We start from the raw sequence: 18,425 nt of genomic DNA on the forward strand, positions 1-18,425 counted from the left end.
CGTATTTATCCAATGATTTCATTTAGTTGATTGATGTTGGGAAACTTCATGCCATCTTTGATGGGTAATGATAAATCAGGTTGACTCACTGACAGAACCAGTTTAACTCCTGATTGTTGCGCTACCGTTAAAATCTCTTCAGAATCATCAACAAACAGGCATTTGTTTAACGAAACGTTAATTTCCTGCTGCAATCTTTCCCAAAACTCAGGTGATTCCTTAGGGCTTGAAAATTGATGTGAAGAAAAAATATCATCAAAATATTTTGCAATTAAAACACGATCCATTTTCACTGCTAAGGTATCGGGGTGAGCGTTAGTCACAAGAATTAATCGTTTATTGTGAGCTTTAGCTTTATTTAGGAATTCTACAGTGCCTGGGCGGAGAGCAATATTATGGGCGAACTCATATTTATGCTTGATGATATCAATGCCTAATTGATCGCTCCAGAAATCAGTGCAATACCACTGAAGGGTACCTTTATATTCATGATATAAATCGAATAGCTGTTGCTGAGCAATTTCAGGATCTATACCAAGCTTTTCTGCATATAACCTGGGAACCTGTCTTAACCAGAAATCATTATCAAAGGCCAGATCGAGTAAAGTGCCATCCATATCCAGCAGGATAGCATCAAGCTCATCCCATTGCTTTTTTGTTAAGGCAGGCGACCATTCCATTTGACAATAACTCTGTTGTTTTCAACACGGCCCAGTTGAGTAAGCCACTGTTTAATATTTTCAGGCAGATCAGTTTGCGTGCTGAGATTCAACTGATACTGTTTATCAAAGCCCACTTCGAGGGTTCCTTTTAAATCCAACATCCCCGGATTTTCTGTAATTGTCAGCAAAGCTCGTCCATTGTCATTTCTCTGAATCGTGAAATGGATATCCCCCAATTCCAACACTGAGTTTGGATAACCGACTACAGCCCGCTGCCAGACACCACTAGCTTCAAGTTTTTTTATTTCGTTTGGCGCAAGTTCAAGTTCTCTTATTTCACCAGCAAAGCGACCTGAAAGCTCAGAAATGGGTAATCTTACCCAGTCCAAAATTGTTCCAGCTTCCAGTTCGTAATCTGTGTTTTTAATAGATACCTGCTTACTATTCAGTTGAACGTTACCATCAAGAAATAGATCTTGATCGTCGATCTGAATATCTGAATGGATATTGCCAAGTAATAATGACCAGAAGCCAGTCTGCGCTGAAACATTGTGAATGCTTTTTCCCTGGAAACTTATAGAATCCAAGGATGCGTTCCAGATTGAACCTGATGGCTGATTTAATGATAACTGGGGTAGTCCCTGGGTAAACCAAGGTAATACTATTCTTGCCGGAGCCATTGCTAATACAAAAATTAGCAGCAATAAAAAACCAATAATGAAACTTAATATCAATTTTTTCATGAAGCTTTAATCAATTTGATCGAAGCATCCACTCTGCCAACTGCATCCTTTTTTGAAACTCTTAAGGTATCAACTACCAACCCACGACCTTGTTCTAACAGTGAAATCCAACGCAGAAGCTGATCAAACTCAACATTATCAAGTCTTAACTGAATTTCTTTATTTCTTTCACGCTCTTCAATTCTGGAAAAGCTCAGTCCAAAACTTTTTGCCGTCTGATTTACCAGCTGGTTTAGAGAAATGTTGTCATTAGTCACTTTCCCAGAACCTGCACTTTTTATTGCTGCAACCTGCTTCTGTACCGTCATCACCTGATTCTCATAGTAACTGAGATCATCATTCAGACTTTTAAAATAATTTTTCAGTGGTAACACCACTAATAAGAAAATCAGCAAGATAGCCAATGCAACACCAAGTGCAATCACCATATTTCTCTCACGCTCCTGCAAACCGGAGTACCAGGTTTTTAATGCGCTCATTGTTTTACCCCCACTGAAATTCGTGCCGACCAGGTGCCACCACTTTCCGAAGCATTACGCATCTCAACTTGCATTCCCGATGCTTCCAACTTATTTTGTGCTGCTGTTAATGTTGTGTAATCACTTGTTTCAACATCGAAGCTTAGTTGTGCCATGCTTGATAAGTATTCCAGTTGTGACACTTTGATAGTTTGCGGATCGATTGCTGCTAATGATTTATCGAGCAATATCATAAAGCTATTAGCAGAAGCCGCATCACCGCCTAATGTAGAGAATCGATTGGAGACCTGTATTAAACCGGTATTCACGTCATTAACATTTGGAAAAACTTGTTGTACGCTCGTTAAAATCTGTTGCTCGTACTGACTTTTTTGCTGGTTCAAAACAATCATTTGACTGATTAAATATACAAATCCAACCGCTATCAAAGCTGTTGCTGCAATGGCCGGTATTTTCCATTGCCCTAAATTCACCTGATGTTTTTTCTGTGAAGAAAATCCCTGTTGCAGAAGGTTCAGTAACGAATAATTGAACTGACTACATAACCACTCAAAACTATTTCCCACTGGCATTTTCTGTATTGCTAAACCAGCAATTCCAGCAAGCAGATTGGTATTTTCATCCGGACTATAAATCCTGACAGCTTGCGATACGGTTTGATTTTCTTCAAACTGAGTTTGCAAATTCCAGCTGATCAGATCGGATAGCATATCGGCTTCCGTGGACCAGTATTCATTGGCTGACTGTCGAACCAGAATTGAATCATCATGTTCGAGTACAGACCAGGCATCATCAAACAAGGGCAAACAGGAAGCATCTGAAACTACATAATCAGGTTCGATAGACGCATTCTTCAGTCTTTCCAACACATCTTCGAGATAATTTTTATCTACTACATTCACCGCAACCATACCACTGGCATTGATACTGCCTAGTGCAAACAGTTGTTGCTCAACATTCTCCAGCACCTGCTCCTCAAGAATATAAGGAACCGCTTTCTCTAGCTGTTTTCGATTACGAGTTGGTGCCTTCACATTAAAACACCTTACGCGACTGGCTGGCAGCAGAAGAATAACTTCATTCTGTGCTGCTTGCTCAGCCAGAGCAATCATATCATCCAGCAACAATTCACCCTGCTCTCTAAATTTCGGAACAGATTCATCATGAGTCATGAGCCCCCACTCTAATGACTCCTCATCACTCTTTAATCGAATAAACAATCGATCTTTCATTGCTAATCTCCAATGTGGCGTGCAACCACTTGAAATTTATTATCTGACTTCATCAACAAGGATTGCACTTTGGCTCTACCTGATTGAACCATTGCTGTGGCCGTTAGTTGCATATATTGACTATCAAACACTAACCTTCCACGCCCATCTTTTGACACTTTACCACTGCCCAACGTCTCGAAAAAGGTGGCTTCGTCATAACCATCCTCTGGCAGCTGTTCCAACGCCTGTCTCACTGTTGCCAGATCAACATCCTCTAATAACACCCAAACTAACTCAGCCTGTTCAGGTTTTACTGTATTAACATTGATGGTGCCCTGCTCGGTAGGTAATACACAAATATAATCTTTGATACTGTCATATATTGCTGCATTAAAACCTTTGACCACCATCAACTCACTGGTATGGGCCATAAATGTATTAGCCGTACGGTATGGCTTGGTCAGGCCGGTATAAGTATAGTCTTCTGCGCCATCAATTCCGGCAGGCTCAAGATCATCATCAATCCAGTCTCGCACTGCAGCAGCCAAGGCCTGGGGTGAACTCTCGCTTTGCTCTATTAAAGGCTCAATCAACTTTGCGAATAATTTTTGTCCTGGCAACTGCTCGTCTGCCTGGCCACCTGTTTCTTCAACAACCTGAAGACCACCGCCTCCATTTCCTCGCTCGCTATCTTCACTGCCGGCCTGAACAACAGGCTCCATGATAATGCTATTCAGATTGAAGCAGCTATGCATGTCTCTAACCGAGCCTTCAAGTTGTCCCATATTTTGTTCAATAGGAAACATCATAGGGTTTTGCGCCCATGGCTGGTTGCGATGGACACGCTCCTGATCGCTTTCTTCAAAGTAATTCTGCAATAAACTTTTGGCGAATTCTTCCGCCCCATACATATATTGGTAAGCCCTTGAACTATTGATTATGTTGGCGGTTCTTTGGTTATTCATATGCTGATTAGACAGAATATGAATGGCCATGATGCTTAATACCGAGAAAATCACCAGCACCGTAATCAAAGCAATACCATTTTGTTTGCGGTATTTAAAACTCACTTTTCTGGAAGAGGTTACCGTATATAAAGGATTCATCAGCGTCTCCCTCTTACATCAGTACCACCGTCATTACCCGGCCCAGATTCACCACCTCGACCATTTTCATCCTCACTTTCGCCTCGTTCATTAGAAGCAAAGTCAGCCATTGGGAACAGTCGATAAATTTCACCAAAATCGTTCAGTTCGATTGTTATTTTTACAGCTTCGGGCATGGTTCCTTTAGTACCACGATCGATAATCCAATCTTCTTTCCAGTTATCGTCTTCTAGAAACTCAACTTTAAATTCTGTAACACCTGTCAGCATAACGCGCGTCAGCTCTTGTCCATCCTGCGCTGGGTCCACATATATCCAATGATGTCGCAACAACTCATCGTCCACAAACTCATACTTCAAATGCTGAAGTTCGCTGCGAGATAGCTTTGCCGGGTTTCGCCATCCGGCCCGCGTAAACTCCAGATAACTATTCACGCTACTGCTTTCACCGACTATCAGTGGTGAGGTATCGCCATATTCATCTCGTCTGGTACGTGGTACTAAATACCGAATATCTTCTTCCAGCTGTCGAACAGCCATCTGTACTTCACGTATCCGCTGAATCTGCTTGTCATTCGAGTCAGTGGCTTTCTGCAAAAAAGTAAACACCTGCAAAGCTCCAGCCACCACAACACTGAATACAAACAAAGCCACCAGAATCTCGGTAAGAGTAAATGCAGCCTGTTTAGAGTGAAACCTTTTCATTAGCGCTTCTCTGTCTTGCCAACGAAACCAATCATTGAGAAGCTACCTTGCTCCCCAAGCAAAATGGTTACCGTCACTCTTCGCATATCTTCGTTAGCGGTATTTACCACTTCCTGTTCCCAGCGCCATTCCTGACCTGCGAACTCTACCTCTCCCTGTTTCTTACCTGTTGAAGGCCACTCATCTTCTAGCTGTAGTTCAGCTAAATGATTTTGTGCAATATAACTTGCTAAAGTTCGCTCTTTGGCATTACCAATAGCGGTTACACTTGCAGCATATAATCCGGTTAACATTGGAGTAATAAAAATAGCAAACACCGCCAGAGCGATTAATAGCTCTAGCAAACTCAAGCCTTTCTGTTTTGTGTAATTTGCTATCATCAATTTCTTTCAACTAACTAAAATGGCTCATTAAGCTCTAAATCCCAATCGTGCCGATAGTGCCCTTCCATTGCCGACTCGAAAGTTATTTCACCCAAATAGTTACCCGTTATCCGATAAAATTTGGGTTCATCACGATCCAGGCCTATGGTTACTGTAAACTCATTCATCTCACCACTGGAAAGTATGAAGATTTGTGGTGGCTTAATTTCCTTATTTGCATCCTGACTTTGACCATCCTGTTCTTCACCAGATTCGTCATCAGTTTCTGAGTTTGCCAGCAAGGCCTCCTGACCTTCTACATTGATATACATTTCAATTGGCTCTTCGAGTTCTACATCCCTTAGCAAGGTATGTTCCTGTAATGGATTCCAGCGTGTTCCGTCGTAGATCAGAAAACTGTATCCATCCTGTTCCACCCGTATGCCAATTTCTACACCTCGCAGGATCGACTCTTCCTGTGCAATTTGCATCAATCCATACAACTGGTGCGCTTTATTCTTTAGTTTTGCAGCATCGTTATCAGAAAAAGCGATGACCGCAACAGAAAGCATAATACTGGCAATCGCCAGCGCTATAAGAATTTCAAGCAGGGTAAAACCTGCTTGAATAATTGAGCGGTGAAGTCTTGTCTTACTGATTGTCGCGGTTGAAATTGGCTTCATGTACATTCCAGGGACTGATGTCCATATTTTCGCCTTCACCACCAGGACGGCCGTCTGCGCCTAATGTATATAGATCGTAATCATGATTACGGCCAGGTTGCATATAAATGTACTCACGTTTCCACGGATCGGTTGGAATCGCTCGACTACCAAGATAACCATTTCGTGGGTAATTCTGTGGTACAGGGTTTGTAGTCGGTTTTTCAATTAAAGCCCGTAAGCCCTGCTCGGTTGTCGGATAGTAGCCATTGTCCAGTTTGTAATTCTGTAATGCCATTTCAATAGTGCCAAGATCTGACTTCAGCTTTTGCAGATTGGCTTTATCAGTATTACCCAGCAAACTTAATGTCACTACGGTTCCCATGATGGCAACGATTGCCAGTGCAATCAAAATTTCAGTCAAGGTAAAACCTTTCTGTTTGCGCAATATACGTTTCATTTCAACTCCGAAAAAAATAGTTAACTTGTAATAGAATTAGTTAATTCAAAAATAGGCAGCATCATGGCCAGAACAATGAACATTACCATGCCACCAAGAGCCAGAATAATCAGCGGGCCCATAATGTTCAGCGCCACATCCACACTATTTTCAAACAGACTCTCCTGATTGTCCGAGACCTGTTGCAACATTTGTTCCAATTCGCCACTGGCCTCACCACTGCCGATCATGTGAATCATCATTGGCGGGAATAAACTAGACTGCTGCAGGGCTACTTTCAGGCTACTACCTTCGCGAACCTTGATGGCTGCTTCTTTGACTGCCTGTCTCATCTTTAGGTTAGACAACACTTTGCCACCGATATTCATGGCTTCTAGCAATGGAACACCGCTGGAATGCAAAATACTTAAGGTGCTTGAAAATTGGGCTGTGTTGAGGTTACTGGATAGTCGACCAAAAACTGGCATCTTTAATATCTTGGCGTGCCATCTGCGCTTATTATCCTCATTACGCAGCCAATACCTCATCCCAATAAACATCAGGATCAGCAATATCAAAACATAAAGACCGTAATTAATAACAAAGTCGCTGATACCAATTAAAATTTTGGTCAGTACGGGCAGTTCCTGACTCATGTGAGTGAACTGTTCGACAACTTTGGGAACGGCGAAGACCATCAGACCGGATACCACACCGACTGCAACCAGAATCAATACCACCGGATAAACCATGGCAGCGGATACTTTGCTGTTAATCTTCTGGCGACGCTCGGTGTAGTCGGCTAATCGATTAAGAACTTTATCAAGATGGCCGGCACGCTCACCCGCAGCAACCATCGAGCGATACAGTTCATTAAAGACGTTGGGGAATTCTGCCATGCCATCGGCTAAAGTATGCCCTTCAAGAACCTTAGCACGAACGCCAAGAATAATACTCTTAACTTTGCCTTTATCGGTTTGATCAGCAACTGCTTTTAACGCTTCTTCAATCGGCAGAGCAGCTTTAACCAAGGTTGCAAGTTGACGAGTAACTAATGCAAGATCGGCTACTTTTATGGAAGGTTTAAAGAATCCACCAGAACTTTTTTCGCGCGCTTTCTGTGCGTCACCGATATGCACCACCTCCAGTGGCGTCATATCCTTTTCTCTTAACTGCTGGCGAATTTGACGAGGAGTGTCGGCTTCAAGAACACCTTTTTTCTGCTTTCCACGAGCATCCAGAGCAATGTATTCAAACGCGGCCATTAATCCTCCCGCGTTACACGCAATACTTCTTCTACCGAGGTCATACCCTCAAGTACACGTTGACGACCATCTGCGCGAATACTTGGCGTAAACTTACGCGCATGACGCTCCATTTCCTGCTCGCTATTATTGTTATGGATCATGGTGCGCATCTGATCATCAATCATCACCAGTTCGTAGATGCCCTGACGTCCTCGGTAGCCATGATAATTACAGGCTTCACAGCCATCCGGATGGTAAATGGTTGGCGGATTTGATGCATCAAATCCCATCAACTCGCATTCTTTCTGATTAGCTACTGCTGGCTTTTTACATTCAGGGCACAACCTTCTGACCAGTCGTTGAGCTAATACACCTAACAAACTTGTCGATAACAGGAAGGGCTCAACTCCCATGTCCTGCATACGAGTTACCGCACCGATTGCGGTATTGGTGTGTAAGGTTGATAAAACCAGGTGACCCGTCAAACTGGCCTGAACTGCGATTTGCGCAGTTTCCAAGTCTCGAATCTCACCGACCATCACCACGTCAGGATCCTGACGCAAAATAGCGCGAAGCCCTCGAGCAAATGTCATATCGACTTTTGGATTAACCTGAGTCTGACCAATTCCATCGATCAAATACTCAATAGGGTCTTCAACGGTCAGGATATTGCGCGTCGAATTATTGAGAAGAGATAAACCTGCGTATAGGGTTGTGGTTTTACCTGAACCCGTCGGACCGGTTACAAGGATAATGCCATGCGGTTTATGCAGCAGGTCGCTCATCAACTGCATGGTCTTAGGTTCCATGCCCAAATGTGAAAACTCAAGACGCCCAGCTTCTTTATCTAATAAACGAAGTACTACCCGCTCACCAAAACTGGATGGCATGGTAGAGACACGGACATCCACTGCCCGGTTTGCGATTCTTAATGCAATACGACCATCTTGCGGAATACGTTTTTCTGCAATATCCAACTTGCCCATTACTTTAATACGTGAAACCAGCAATGGAGCTAACTTACGATTAGGTTGTAAAACTTCACGCAACACACCATCAACCCTGAAGCGAACGGATAAGGTTTTTTCAAAAGTTTCAATATGAATATCCGAAGCATTTTCTTTAATAGCTTCGGTCAACAATGCATTGATCAACTTAATGATTGGGGCATCGTCTTCCGCCTCCAGCAAATCCTCGGTTTCTGGCATTTCTTCAGCCAAGCGAAACAGATCCATTTCATCTCCGAGGTCTTCCATGGTCTGGCGAGCATCTGCAGTTCCAGACTGATAAAAAGCACTAAGACGACTTTCAAATTCTGTCTCGTTCAATTTTTCAATCTGGAAACGATGAGGATAATGGCGGCGCACTTCAAGCAGGGCCTGTGGAGCGGTACCCTCACGCATATAGCACTGCATACCATCATCAGTTCGGATCAGAAAAACACCATGACGCTTGGCAAAGCTAAATGGCAAGGGGCGAAAGCCTACTTCTTTGGATACTGCTTCCGTTTCATGCTCAGTTTGTTTAGTTGCCACTTGTTCAGCCATTAGTCTTCCTTAGCCTCACCATTATCTTCATTTTGTGAAGTGTCGTCTTGCATGTATTCTTCATAAGTTGGTGGTAGCACCAATGCTTCATCATAAGTAGGCAGAACTTCAGAGTCCTCTTCAGGCATTAGGCTAATACCACGATTCGCCTGTTCAATCTGCTGTGCTCTGATATAGCTATATTTAGCACTGCTCAACTCACGCAGCTCTTCATCATCCTTCAACACTGTTGGATGAATAAAGACCATCAAATTACGTTTTATTTTTTGTGTGCGCTGTGATTTAAAGGCATGACCTAATATTGGGATATCTCCAAGAATAGGTACTTTTTGTGAGCTTTGCTGGATGTCATCATCGATCAAACCACCCAACACCACCATGCCGCCATCTGGAACTAATACAGAGGTTTTCACTTCACGTTTGTTGGTTACAACGTCAACGTTGGTTGAACCGGCGATTGAAGACACTTCCTGTTCAATATCAAGACGTACGTAGTTACCTTCATTAATTTGAGGAGTCAGCTTTAGCATGACACCAACATCTTTACGCTCAACATTCTGGAAAGGATTAGAGTTGTTATCACCTAACGTAGAACCGGTAATAATTGGAATTTCCTGACCAGACTTAAAGATTGCCTCAACGTTATCAAGTGTTGTGACACTTGGTCGCGATAGCGTATTTGAGTCAGTAACGCCTTCTAATGCTCTAATAAATGCACCCCAACTAAAACCATCAGGTCTGATTCGAGCAACACCTAAGCCAAGACCTTGCATACCGCCTAAAACTTCAGCCAATGCAACCCCCTGATCACCAGCGGTTCGTCTTGTCTCAGTTCCTGTAATAGCGCCTGTTTCCGGGTCTCTGGTAAATACCTCTTCTTCAGTACCTCGAGCTGAGATGGCACCTGCGGCAACCTGGCCAATTCCTGGCCCTGTATTAGTAAAGTTAACGACGCCACCTGGTGTTGTGCTACTACCTTCTGGTGAGAACAACCACTGAATACCAAGCTCTTTTGCTTTGTTATCCGAGATTTCAACGATGATAGCTTCCACATGAACCTGCTTACGACGAATATCTAGAGCACGAATAACAGAATCAAACTCGCGCATAATGTCTGGTGGTGCGGTTAACACCAATGCATTGGTTTCTTCATGCGGCTGAATACTGTAGAGAGAGCGTTGCGCTGCCACACCACCAGTTCCCGCGGCTCCTGCGCCGCCCCGACCAGATGCCGCAGCTTCTTCTTTTTGCTTAATTTCGCCAATACCTGAAAGAACTTCTGCAACCTGCTCAGCCTTAGCATATTTCAAGAATACTGTTTTGGTATTACCCATGGAGTTCAATGGACGATCCAGGCTACTAATCAGTGCACGTAAACGAACCCTTTGACGATCATTCGCACTTAGCAAAATACTGTTAGTACGCTCATCCGCAACGTAGCGCGGTTCCTGTACTTCGTTACCCTGTTGCTGGCGTCCACTACGATTTAAACTTTCCAGAATACGTACAATTTCACTCGCTGATGCATGCTCCAGAGGAATAACTTCTATCTCTTCATCATTAGCTTTATCGGTACGGTCAATAATTTCACTGATACGACGCACGTTTGAGGCTGAGTCATGAAGGATTAAAGTATTGGTTCCCTGCACCGCAAACAAATGACCGGAAGTTGGGGATACCAGAGGACGCAACACGTTCATTATTTGTTGCGCATCAACATTCTGAACAGGTATCACCTGAGTGATATAGCGGTCACCATAATCATCCAGATTGGAAACGTTAACCGGCGAGTACTCAGAACGCGCCTGCTGATCCGGTACAATTTTAACCACACCATTTGCTTCAATTGCCTGGAACTTATGAACCTGAAGTGCTGAAACAAAGATGTTGTAAATTTGGTCCTTGGTGTAGTCCACATTACCCGCAGTAATGATGGTTACTTTTAACCCTTTCACTCGAGGATCAACGATCATGGTTTTGCCGGTGATCTTGGCAACCGTTTCAACCACCTCACGAATATCAGCGTCTCTGACATTAAGTCTTTCCGCATTCGCGCTAAACGAAGACAGTAACAGACCAGCAGCACAAAGCGACATAGTTAGGCTGCTACCCAGCTGTTTCATACGAATTTTTTTGAGTCTCTGTATCATTGGATTCTTCTCTCATTTGGATCTGACTTTTGCTGCTGTGACAGCTCTGACAAACCCAGCAATAGTGTTACGGGCTGTCCATCTCTCTCAATTGTAATTTCCAGCGAATCTGCACTGGTCAACTCGTTGGCAATACCCAATAAACCCTGTTCATTGAGTTGCGTTCCATTAACTGACTTGATGACATCATTACGTCTTAAGCCAAGTCGAGCGAACATTCTTGGGTCGCTACCAGGGGCAACTTTATAACCTGTTACCACACCACTTTCATCGACGACCTGCTCAAATTTGGCTAAATCTGTTAGTGATTGAGGATCAGTAAATACCTTATCCTTCATCTCGGCCAGCTCACTGGTTAAGCGAGAATCACGTCTTTTATCAATGGTTCTTTCACCAGCACCAGGCTCCGATGGAGCAAGCGACTGCTTCGGCTTTTCAAGTGCACTCTGATTAAGCTGCTCTTCTAAGGTTAAAGTTTCCAGCTTGCCATTATTTCTCAAGATAACTTTTAAGGTTTCTACTTTTTCCAACACCACATTTCCGCTTACCTTCAACTTGTCATTGATAAAGTAAGCTTTCTCATCACGGCCATTGGCCTGAATGATAGCGCTAGATAGCTCTTCCTCATCGGATACATAAGTACCCAGTAATTTCAGATTGAGGCGAGTCTCTTCAGCCTGTACGGTTTCTTCTTCGACTCGGCCAGCCTCACCGAAGACATGCAAAGACACCAGCTTGTTGATATCAACAGCTGGGCGATTAGTTTGCTGGGGACGTGTTTGAACGACAGGTTCTGCTTGTTGTGGCGGTTGAAAAAATCCAATCCACAACCATATTAGCTTTGCGACTATATACAAAGTGAGTACAGTCAATAAAGCGGCTAGTACCTGCGCAATCAACCTACCCCGTTGTTGCACAAACTGGCTTATTTTTTGAGTTATAGGATTCATGAGTTACTGTTGTCACGAAAAGTCGTTGTGTTCCCTCGTAATTGTACGGCATCCTTCCTGCAGATCGCCTATAATTGGAATATTCCCACGCAGGCGCTGAGAAAGCAAGCAACATACTGTAAAGAATAGTAAGGTTCAAGATGGTGGCTGACAATCAAGTAAGGTTAGACAAATGGCTTTGGGCTGCACGTTTTTTCAAAACGCGCGCCTTGGCGAAAGCTGCTATTGAAGGTGGCAAGGTTCATTGCGATGGGGTGCGAGGCAAACCCAGCCGCCAAATTCAGCTTGGGATGAGCATCAAGATACGTCAAGGGTTTGCTGAGAAAACGGTTATTGTGGAAGGCTTATCCGAACAAAGAGGCCCCGCCAAAGTAGCTGAAACACTTTACAGAGAGACCGAAGAAAGTATCCAGAAGCGGGAACAGCTCATGGTCCAGCGCCAGTCGATGCCCTACTCCGAACATAAGCCCGATAAAAAGCAACGTCGCCAGATCCACCGTTTTCTGCGCCAGCAGGAAAAAGATTGATAACCAGTTTAAGCATTAACCAATTTTAGAGAGAAACCATGTCAGATCTTATCCAGAGATTTACCTTTGCTGATTTGCCGATTCGCGGAGAAATCATCAGCCTCGAGCAGAGCTTTCAAACCATCTGCGATCAGCACCAATATTCAAAGACTCTACGGCATCTGCTGGGCGAAGCATTGGCCGCCACTGCATTGATGGCCGAAATCATCAAGATTGATGGCAAGGTTTCACTTCAGTTACAAAGTCCTTCTCAGGTCAAATTGCTGGTCACGGAATGTAATAACCATGGGCATATTCGTGGAGTTATGCACCCACTAGATCCTGAAGTTAGTGACTACAACTTTAAGCAGTGGACCCAAGGCGGTACTTTAGCCATTACCATTGAACCTGAGCAGGGTCACCGTTATCAGGGTATTGTTTCACTGGAAAAAGACAGCCTGTCCGAATGCCTTGAAGATTACTTCACCAGCTCGGAGCAATTGCCCACCTATCTGAAGCTCTTTGTGGGTGAAAACCGTATCAGTGGTGTATTTCTGCAGGCCATGCCCGATGATGCCAGTCAGGAAAAAGATAAAGCCGCTGCTTTTGAGCATGTCACGACACTGGCCGAAACTATCACTGATGAAGAAGCCTTGAGCCTGTCTCACCATGACTTGCTGTATCGCCTATTCCATCAGGATAAGGTCACTTTATACGATGCCAAGCCTATCCAGTTCCAGTGCGGATGCTCGCGCGAACGTAATGAGCGTGCCTTGTTAACCATTGAGCCACAGGAGTTGATGCAATTGGCAGAGGAACATGATGGTAAGGTTGAGATGGTTTGTGATTTTTGCAGTAAAAAGGAAGTTTTTACCCAGCAGGAAATTGCCGAGCTGATTACCACTAATCAGGGTAGCCAGTCAGTCAATTAGTGAACCGGGATCTGTAAACGAGCTTCCAGTCCCTTTTCGGCACGGTTATGCAAAGTGACCGTGCCACCATGCATTTCAGCGATCCGACGAACAATTGCCAACCCTAATCCAGAGCCACCACCACTGCGCGCCGAATCGCCGCGCGAAAATGGCTGGAATAAATGCTCCATTTCAGCATCTTTAATGCCCGGACCTTCATCCAGTACCGAAAGCTGGATCATGTTGTTATCTAATGTGGTCGTTACTTTTAAAGGCGGGCCGGCGTATTTCAGGCCGTTCATAATCAAATTAGTGATTAATCGCTTCATCGCAAGAGGCTTAAAGTAGATTTTGGGTAATTTACCCAGCTCAAAACTAATATCCTGAGTCTGCAATCGAACCGACTTGATGCATTCTTCAACCAGCGCATTCAGATCGCCCAGTTGTTCGCGCTCATCACGGCCATCACGCACAAAAGAAATGAACTGATCAATAATCTGATCCATATCTTCGGTATCACGGACAATGCCTTCGCGTAACTCTTCATCCGCATCGCCCATGAATTCTGTTGCCAGACGAATACGAGTTAAAGGCGTGCGCAGGTCATGCGAAACGCCAGCCAGTAGCAGATTACGATCTTGCTCCAGTTGCTGCACGTTGCGTGCCATCTGGTTAAAGGCGCGAGTCACGGTGACCATCTCCTCAAGCCCTTCTTCCTTTAATTGCCCGGGATTGTCACCACGACCAATTTCACGCGCAGCGAATTCCAGACGACGCAGTGGACGACTGATTTGCTTGGTGAAAATCCAGCCTCCAAGCAGGCTCAACAATAAAATGACTGATATGTAGACCACGGGTGGGTGGATGTAAAAACCTTCGAAGGGATCCATGGCGATTCTGAGCCAGACATTGGTATGTTGCGGTGATTTAATCCAATAGTAAATGTTATCGGATTCTTCAACGCGCATTTCAGTCTGACTTTCACTGACACCAAGGCTTTCTGCCAGCTGTTCCGTCAGCACACTGTAGGGACGCGCTTCACGCAACTGCTTGGGTTCGCCCATCCGGGTTGAAATAAACTGGATGCGCTGATTGTCCATAATCTGCTGGCGAACAGAACCATCGATCTTGCCTTCAAATTCCAGTGCCTGTAATTCCAATGACGTTTTCACATCCGCTGAAAGCAGTTGCACCAGCTGTTTCATCGAAGGTTGCGCTACATACCAGGAAATGGACAGGTAAGACACCCATTGATTGATCAGCAGCAAGCAACCCACCAATACGGCAATACGACCAAAAGCTGATTTAGGCAGAATACGCATGAAAGATTAAATTGAAAGGCTCAGATTCGAAGCATAGCAAGGCCTGTTGATCAGGCCTCACCACCATCCGGGACGAATACATAACCCACGCCCCAGACGGTCTGGATATAACGTGGATGTGCCGGATCAGCTTCAATCAAGCGACGTAAGCGTGAAACCTGTACATCAATGCTACGCTCTAAAGCTGAATAGTCACGACCACGGGCCAGATTCATCAACTTATCGCGAGAAAGCGGCTGACGCGCATGCTCAACTAGAGACTTCAATACCGCAAACTCACCACTGGTCAATGAAATTGGCTTGCCATCATCGGTCATCTCGCGTGTGGCCAGATTTAAGGTAAAGCGGCCAAAGCTGACAACGGTTTCAGAATTACTCGGCGCACCCGGGATATGTTTGGCCTGACGACGAAGTACGGCACGAATTCGAGCTAGCAACTCGCGCGGATTGAAAGGTTTCGCCAGATAGTCATCGGCACCGACTTCCAGTCCTACGATACGATCCACTTCATCACCTTTAGCGGTAAGCATGATAATCGGGATAGGGTTATTTTGAGAGCGCAGACGACGGCAAATCGATAAACCATCTTCTCCCGGTAGCATCAAGTCCAGCACCATCAGGTGATAGTTCTCACGCTCCAGAAAACGATCCATTTGCTCGGCGTTTTCGACCGTTCGAACCATAAAGTCCTGTTCTTTAAGATAACGTTCCAGCAAGCTTCGCAAACGGACATCATCATCAACCACTAATATCTTCGGAGTTTCTTCAGTCATAACCCAACATTCCTTCTACATTTTTGTTTCTTGTAATACACCAACGAAAATTAGTCATAAAAACAAACAATTAATCATGCTTGTCGGCATATTGACTCGTATTTTACTCAAAGTTGAGTGCTGGGTCAGAACCGACTTGGGCATTTTGTTCTTTTTTCATAGGTTTTGAAGCACTATACTATGCCGCCATATTTTCCCCAAGAAGCACTTAACAAGATGTTACAAATAAACCAACAGATAGCTCAAGAGTTAAATGTTCGCCCGCAACAGGTTGAAGCTGCGGTTCGCCTGCTGGATGAAGGCTCGACGGTTCCTTTTATCGCACGTTACCGTAAAGAAGTGACCGGTGCGCTGGACGATACCCAGCTACGTGACCTTGAGCAGAGGCTGGGTTATTTGCGCGAATTGGAAGATCGCCGCGCAGCAATCCTGAAAAGTATCGAAGAGCAGGAAAAGCTGACGCCTGAACTTAAATCGTCGATTGAAGCAGCCACCACCAAGAGTGAGCTGGAAGATTTATACTTGCCCTATAAACCTAAGCGTCGAACCAAAGCTCAGATCGCACGGGAAGCAGGGCTTGAACCATTGGCCATGGATTTATGGCAAAACCCAACGCTTGATCCGGAAGCGGAAGCAGAAAAATACCTCAATCCTGAACATAAGATTGAAACCACTAAAGATGCACTGGATGGTGCCCGTCAGATTTTGATGGAAGTCTTTGCCGAAAATGCAGATTTGTTGAAAACCCTACGTGAGTACTTATGGGATAACGCCTTCATCCATTCAAAAGTGATTGAAGGTAAGGAAAAGGAAGGCATCAAGTTCTCAGATTACTTTGATCACAGCGAAGCCTTCAAAACCATTCCTTCACACCGAATTCTGGCCCTGCTTCGTGGCCGCAATGAAAACATTCTGAGCCTACAGATGGTTTCAAACCAGGACCTCATCAAGGATCCGGAAGCAAATGATCCTTGTCTATCCATGGTTGCGGATCATTTCAATATCAAAGATCAAAAACGTGCCGCCGATTACTGGCTACAACAGGTCGTGCTGTGGACTTGGAAAATCAAACTACACCTTTATCTTGAAACTGAATTGCTGGCTAAGGTTCGCGAGCTGGGCGAAACTGAAGCGATTCGCATCTTTGCCCGCAATCTGCATGATCTTTTGATGGCTGCTCCGGCAGGCGCTAAAACTACCATGGGTCTGGACCCGGGTCTACGGACCGGGGTTAAAGCAGTGGTCGTCGATGAAACTGGCAAACTGCTAACCCAGACCACCATTTTCCCGCACGCTCCGCAAAATCAATGGGATCAGTCCTTACGTAAATTGCAGACCTTATGCGAAATGCACAAGGTTGAGCTGGTCAGCATTGGTAATGGCACTGCATCACGCGAAACCGACAAGCTGGTGGCCGAGTTGATGAAAATGGCGCCCGAACTCAAGTTGCAGAAGATCATGGTCAGCGAAGCGGGAGCATCGGTTTACTCAGCATCGGCTCTGGCCGCACAGGAATTCCCGGATCTGGACGTCAGCTACCGTGGAGCCGTCTCCATCGCTCGTCGCCTACAGGATCCATTGGCAGAACTAGTCAAAATCGAGCCTAAATCCATCGGTGTTGGCCAGTATCAGCATGATGTCAGCCAGAGTCAGCTGGCTAAAAGCCTTGATGGCGTGGTCGAAGACTGTGTGAATGCAGTTGGTGTCGATTTGAATATGGCTTCCGTGCCACTGCTGACGCGCGTTTCGGGATTGAGCAAAACCATTGCCCAGAATATCGTTAACTGGCGTGATACCAATGGTCGCTTCAATAACCGTAAGCAACTATTGGAAGTAGAGAGAATGGGCCCCAAAACCTATGAACAGGCAGCAGGCTTCCTTCGTATCCGCGATGGCGACAATGCTCTGGACAGTTCAGCAGTTCACCCGGAAGCTTATCCTGTGGTCGAGAAAATGATGCAATCCCTGGAGATGCAGGATGCTCACCAACTGATGGGCAATACCGACAAGCTTCGCCAAATCAAGGCACAGGAATTTACCGATGACACATTCGGCTTGCATACCGTTAATGACATTTTGAAGGAGCTGGACAAGCCTGGTCGCGACCCACGCCCAGAGTTCAAAATGGTTCGCTTCAAAGACGGTGTCGAAACCCTGAACGACCTGAAAATTGGCATGGAACTAGAAGGTGTGGTCACCAACGTCACAGCCTTTGGTGCCTTCATTGATGTTGGCGTCCATCAGGATGGACTGGTCCACCTGTCGATGATGGCCAATGAATTTATTAAAGACCCTGCAGAAGTTGTTAAAGCTGGTGATATTGTGAAGGTCTGGGTACTGGATGTTGATATGCAGCGTAAGCGCATCAGCCTATCCATGGTTGGGCCTGACTCTCAGGCAGCATCAAAGCCCGCTCAGAAACGTGATGCTCAAAACCATAAAAAAGGCAACTTCAAAGGAAACCAATCCAATAAGCGTGGTCAAACTAAACCACAGGGTGCTTTTGCTGATGCTTTGGCTGCTGCCCTGAAGAAGTAGCCTTCGCTTAGAAATAGTTACAAATTGTCACTTTTAAACCGTCAATGTCACGGGTAGTATTGCCAAGCGTAACTGCTTGCACTTTTGACGAAGTGCAGGTAGTGTGCGCT

18 protein-coding genes are annotated in these 18,425 nt (G+C 44.9%); 3 read left to right on the forward strand and 15 right to left on the reverse strand.

The genetic code is table 11. The features are described from left to right. Nucleotides 1-5: 5 nt before the first annotated feature. The 13 genes from yrfG to gspC are packed head-to-tail and all read right to left on the reverse strand — an operon-like array spanning nt 6 to nt 12,265. Nucleotides 6-680, reverse strand: a complete 675-nt coding sequence (yrfG, locus tag CW740_RS10775; RefSeq protein ID WP_106647501.1) for a GMP/IMP nucleotidase — start codon at nt 678-680, stop codon at nt 6-8. After that, entirely contained in the window at nt 659-1,405 is a 747-nt protein-coding gene (locus CW740_RS10780) for a type II secretion system protein N (RefSeq protein ID WP_106647502.1), read from the reverse strand. The genes yrfG and CW740_RS10780 overlap by 22 nt, the downstream gene beginning before the upstream one ends. Beyond that, entirely contained in the window at nt 1,402-1,884 is a 483-nt protein-coding gene (gene gspM, locus CW740_RS10785) for a type II secretion system protein GspM (RefSeq protein WP_106647503.1), read from the reverse strand. Before gspM ends, CW740_RS10780 begins: the two co-directional genes overlap by 4 nt. Beyond that, nucleotides 1,881-3,116: a type II secretion system protein GspL gene (gene gspL, locus CW740_RS10790; RefSeq protein ID WP_106647504.1), complete on the reverse strand. Its 1,236-nt coding sequence runs from the start codon at nt 3,114-3,116 to the stop codon at nt 1,881-1,883. Before gspL ends, gspM begins: the two co-directional genes overlap by 4 nt. 2 nt (nt 3,117-3,118) lie before the next feature. Then, complete coding sequence (gspK, locus tag CW740_RS10795) at nt 3,119-4,204, reverse strand: type II secretion system minor pseudopilin GspK (protein ID WP_106647505.1); 1,086 nt, start codon at nt 4,202-4,204, stop codon at nt 3,119-3,121. Next, on the reverse strand, nt 4,204-4,908 hold the full coding sequence (gene gspJ, locus CW740_RS10800; protein WP_106647506.1) for a type II secretion system minor pseudopilin GspJ: 705 nt from the start codon (nt 4,906-4,908) through the stop codon (nt 4,204-4,206). The genes gspK and gspJ overlap by 1 nt, the downstream gene beginning before the upstream one ends. After that, nucleotides 4,908-5,288, reverse strand: a complete 381-nt coding sequence (gene gspI, locus CW740_RS10805; protein WP_106647507.1) for a type II secretion system minor pseudopilin GspI — start codon at nt 5,286-5,288, stop codon at nt 4,908-4,910. Before gspI ends, gspJ begins: the two co-directional genes overlap by 1 nt. A gap of 17 nt (nt 5,289-5,305) precedes the next feature. Continuing rightward, nucleotides 5,306-5,953: a type II secretion system minor pseudopilin GspH gene (gene gspH / locus CW740_RS10810; protein WP_106647508.1), complete on the reverse strand. Its 648-nt coding sequence runs from the start codon at nt 5,951-5,953 to the stop codon at nt 5,306-5,308. Beyond that, a complete protein-coding gene (gene gspG / locus CW740_RS10815) occupies nt 5,922-6,392 on the reverse strand; it encodes a type II secretion system major pseudopilin GspG (protein ID WP_106647509.1) in 471 nt (156 codons plus the stop codon). Before gspG ends, gspH begins: the two co-directional genes overlap by 32 nt. Nucleotides 6,393-6,412: 20 nt before the next feature. Further along, nucleotides 6,413-7,636, reverse strand: coding sequence for a type II secretion system inner membrane protein GspF (gene gspF / locus CW740_RS10820; protein WP_106647510.1), 1,224 nt, complete (start codon nt 7,634-7,636; stop codon nt 6,413-6,415). Beyond that, a complete protein-coding gene (gspE, locus tag CW740_RS10825) occupies nt 7,636-9,165 on the reverse strand; it encodes a type II secretion system ATPase GspE (RefSeq protein ID WP_106647511.1) in 1,530 nt (509 codons plus the stop codon). Before gspE ends, gspF begins: the two co-directional genes overlap by 1 nt. Further along, on the reverse strand, nt 9,165-11,315 hold the full coding sequence (gspD, locus tag CW740_RS10830; protein WP_106647512.1) for a type II secretion system secretin GspD: 2,151 nt from the start codon (nt 11,313-11,315) through the stop codon (nt 9,165-9,167). Before gspD ends, gspE begins: the two co-directional genes overlap by 1 nt. Beyond that, nucleotides 11,312-12,265 carry a type II secretion system protein GspC gene (gspC, locus tag CW740_RS10835; protein WP_106647513.1) on the reverse strand — a complete coding sequence of 318 codons (954 nt, stop codon included), beginning with the start codon at nt 12,263-12,265 and terminating at the stop codon, nt 11,312-11,314. Before gspC ends, gspD begins: the two co-directional genes overlap by 4 nt. Nucleotides 12,266-12,405: 140 nt before the next feature. Between gspC and CW740_RS10840 the strand changes: the two genes are divergently transcribed. Continuing rightward, the gene (locus CW740_RS10840; RefSeq protein ID WP_106647514.1) at nt 12,406-12,792 is read left to right on the forward strand and encodes an RNA-binding S4 domain-containing protein; all 387 of its coding nucleotides are present in this window, start codon (nt 12,406-12,408) and stop codon (nt 12,790-12,792) included. Nucleotides 12,793-12,830: 38 nt separating this feature from the next. Further along, nucleotides 12,831-13,703, forward strand: a complete 873-nt coding sequence (hslO, locus tag CW740_RS10845) for an Hsp33 family molecular chaperone HslO (protein ID WP_106647515.1) — start codon at nt 12,831-12,833, stop codon at nt 13,701-13,703. On the opposite strand, the gene envZ is transcribed toward hslO, so the two are convergent. Further along, nucleotides 13,700-15,004: a two-component system sensor histidine kinase EnvZ gene (envZ, locus tag CW740_RS10850; RefSeq protein WP_106647516.1), complete on the reverse strand. Its 1,305-nt coding sequence runs from the start codon at nt 15,002-15,004 to the stop codon at nt 13,700-13,702. The two genes, hslO and envZ, sit on opposite strands and share 4 nt — an antisense overlap. 50 nt (nt 15,005-15,054) lie before the next feature. After that, nucleotides 15,055-15,777, reverse strand: a complete 723-nt coding sequence (gene ompR / locus CW740_RS10855; protein WP_106647517.1) for an osmolarity response regulator transcription factor OmpR — start codon at nt 15,775-15,777, stop codon at nt 15,055-15,057. A gap of 216 nt (nt 15,778-15,993) precedes the next feature. On the opposite strand from ompR, the gene CW740_RS10860 reads away from it, so the two are divergent. Next, nucleotides 15,994-18,315: a Tex family protein gene (locus tag CW740_RS10860; RefSeq protein ID WP_106648175.1), complete on the forward strand. Its 2,322-nt coding sequence runs from the start codon at nt 15,994-15,996 to the stop codon at nt 18,313-18,315. The last annotated feature ends 110 nt before the right edge of the window (nt 18,316-18,425 follow it).

Origin of the sequence: Kangiella profundi, from assembly GCF_002838765.1 — a bacterium.
GTDB lineage: Bacteria > Pseudomonadota > Gammaproteobacteria > Enterobacterales > Kangiellaceae > Kangiella > Kangiella profundi.

What these genes read in the sequence shown, in the direction of transcription:
- yrfG (WP_106647501.1), bottom strand. Translation starts at nt 680, where the DNA reads ATGGAATGGTCGCCTGCCTTAACAAAAAAGCAATGGGATGAGCTTGAT.
- CW740_RS10780 (WP_106647502.1), bottom strand. Translation starts at nt 1,405, where the DNA reads ATGAAAAAATTGATATTAAGTTTCATTATTGGTTTTTTATTGCTGCTA.
- gspM (WP_106647503.1), bottom strand. Translation starts at nt 1,884, where the DNA reads ATGAGCGCATTAAAAACCTGGTACTCCGGTTTGCAGGAGCGTGAGAGA.
- gspL (WP_106647504.1), bottom strand. Translation starts at nt 3,116, where the DNA reads ATGAAAGATCGATTGTTTATTCGATTAAAGAGTGATGAGGAGTCATTA.
- gspK (WP_106647505.1), bottom strand. Translation starts at nt 4,204, where the DNA reads ATGAATCCTTTATATACGGTAACCTCTTCCAGAAAAGTGAGTTTTAAA.
- gspJ (WP_106647506.1), bottom strand. Translation starts at nt 4,908, where the DNA reads ATGAAAAGGTTTCACTCTAAACAGGCTGCATTTACTCTTACCGAGATT.
- gspI (WP_106647507.1), bottom strand. Translation starts at nt 5,288, where the DNA reads ATGATAGCAAATTACACAAAACAGAAAGGCTTGAGTTTGCTAGAGCTA.
- gspH (WP_106647508.1), bottom strand. Translation starts at nt 5,953, where the DNA reads ATGAAGCCAATTTCAACCGCGACAATCAGTAAGACAAGACTTCACCGC.
- gspG (WP_106647509.1), bottom strand. Translation starts at nt 6,392, where the DNA reads ATGAAACGTATATTGCGCAAACAGAAAGGTTTTACCTTGACTGAAATT.
- gspF (WP_106647510.1), bottom strand. Translation starts at nt 7,636, where the DNA reads ATGGCCGCGTTTGAATACATTGCTCTGGATGCTCGTGGAAAGCAGAAA.
- gspE (WP_106647511.1), bottom strand. Translation starts at nt 9,165, where the DNA reads ATGGCTGAACAAGTGGCAACTAAACAAACTGAGCATGAAACGGAAGCA.
- gspD (WP_106647512.1), bottom strand. Translation starts at nt 11,315, where the DNA reads ATGATACAGAGACTCAAAAAAATTCGTATGAAACAGCTGGGTAGCAGC.
- gspC (WP_106647513.1), bottom strand. Translation starts at nt 12,265, where the DNA reads ATGAATCCTATAACTCAAAAAATAAGCCAGTTTGTGCAACAACGGGGT.
- CW740_RS10840 (WP_106647514.1), top strand. Translation starts at nt 12,406, where the DNA reads ATGGTGGCTGACAATCAAGTAAGGTTAGACAAATGGCTTTGGGCTGCA.
- hslO (WP_106647515.1), top strand. Translation starts at nt 12,831, where the DNA reads ATGTCAGATCTTATCCAGAGATTTACCTTTGCTGATTTGCCGATTCGC.
- envZ (WP_106647516.1), bottom strand. Translation starts at nt 15,004, where the DNA reads ATGCGTATTCTGCCTAAATCAGCTTTTGGTCGTATTGCCGTATTGGTG.
- ompR (WP_106647517.1), bottom strand. Translation starts at nt 15,777, where the DNA reads ATGACTGAAGAAACTCCGAAGATATTAGTGGTTGATGATGATGTCCGT.
- CW740_RS10860 (WP_106648175.1), top strand. Translation starts at nt 15,994, where the DNA reads ATGTTACAAATAAACCAACAGATAGCTCAAGAGTTAAATGTTCGCCCG.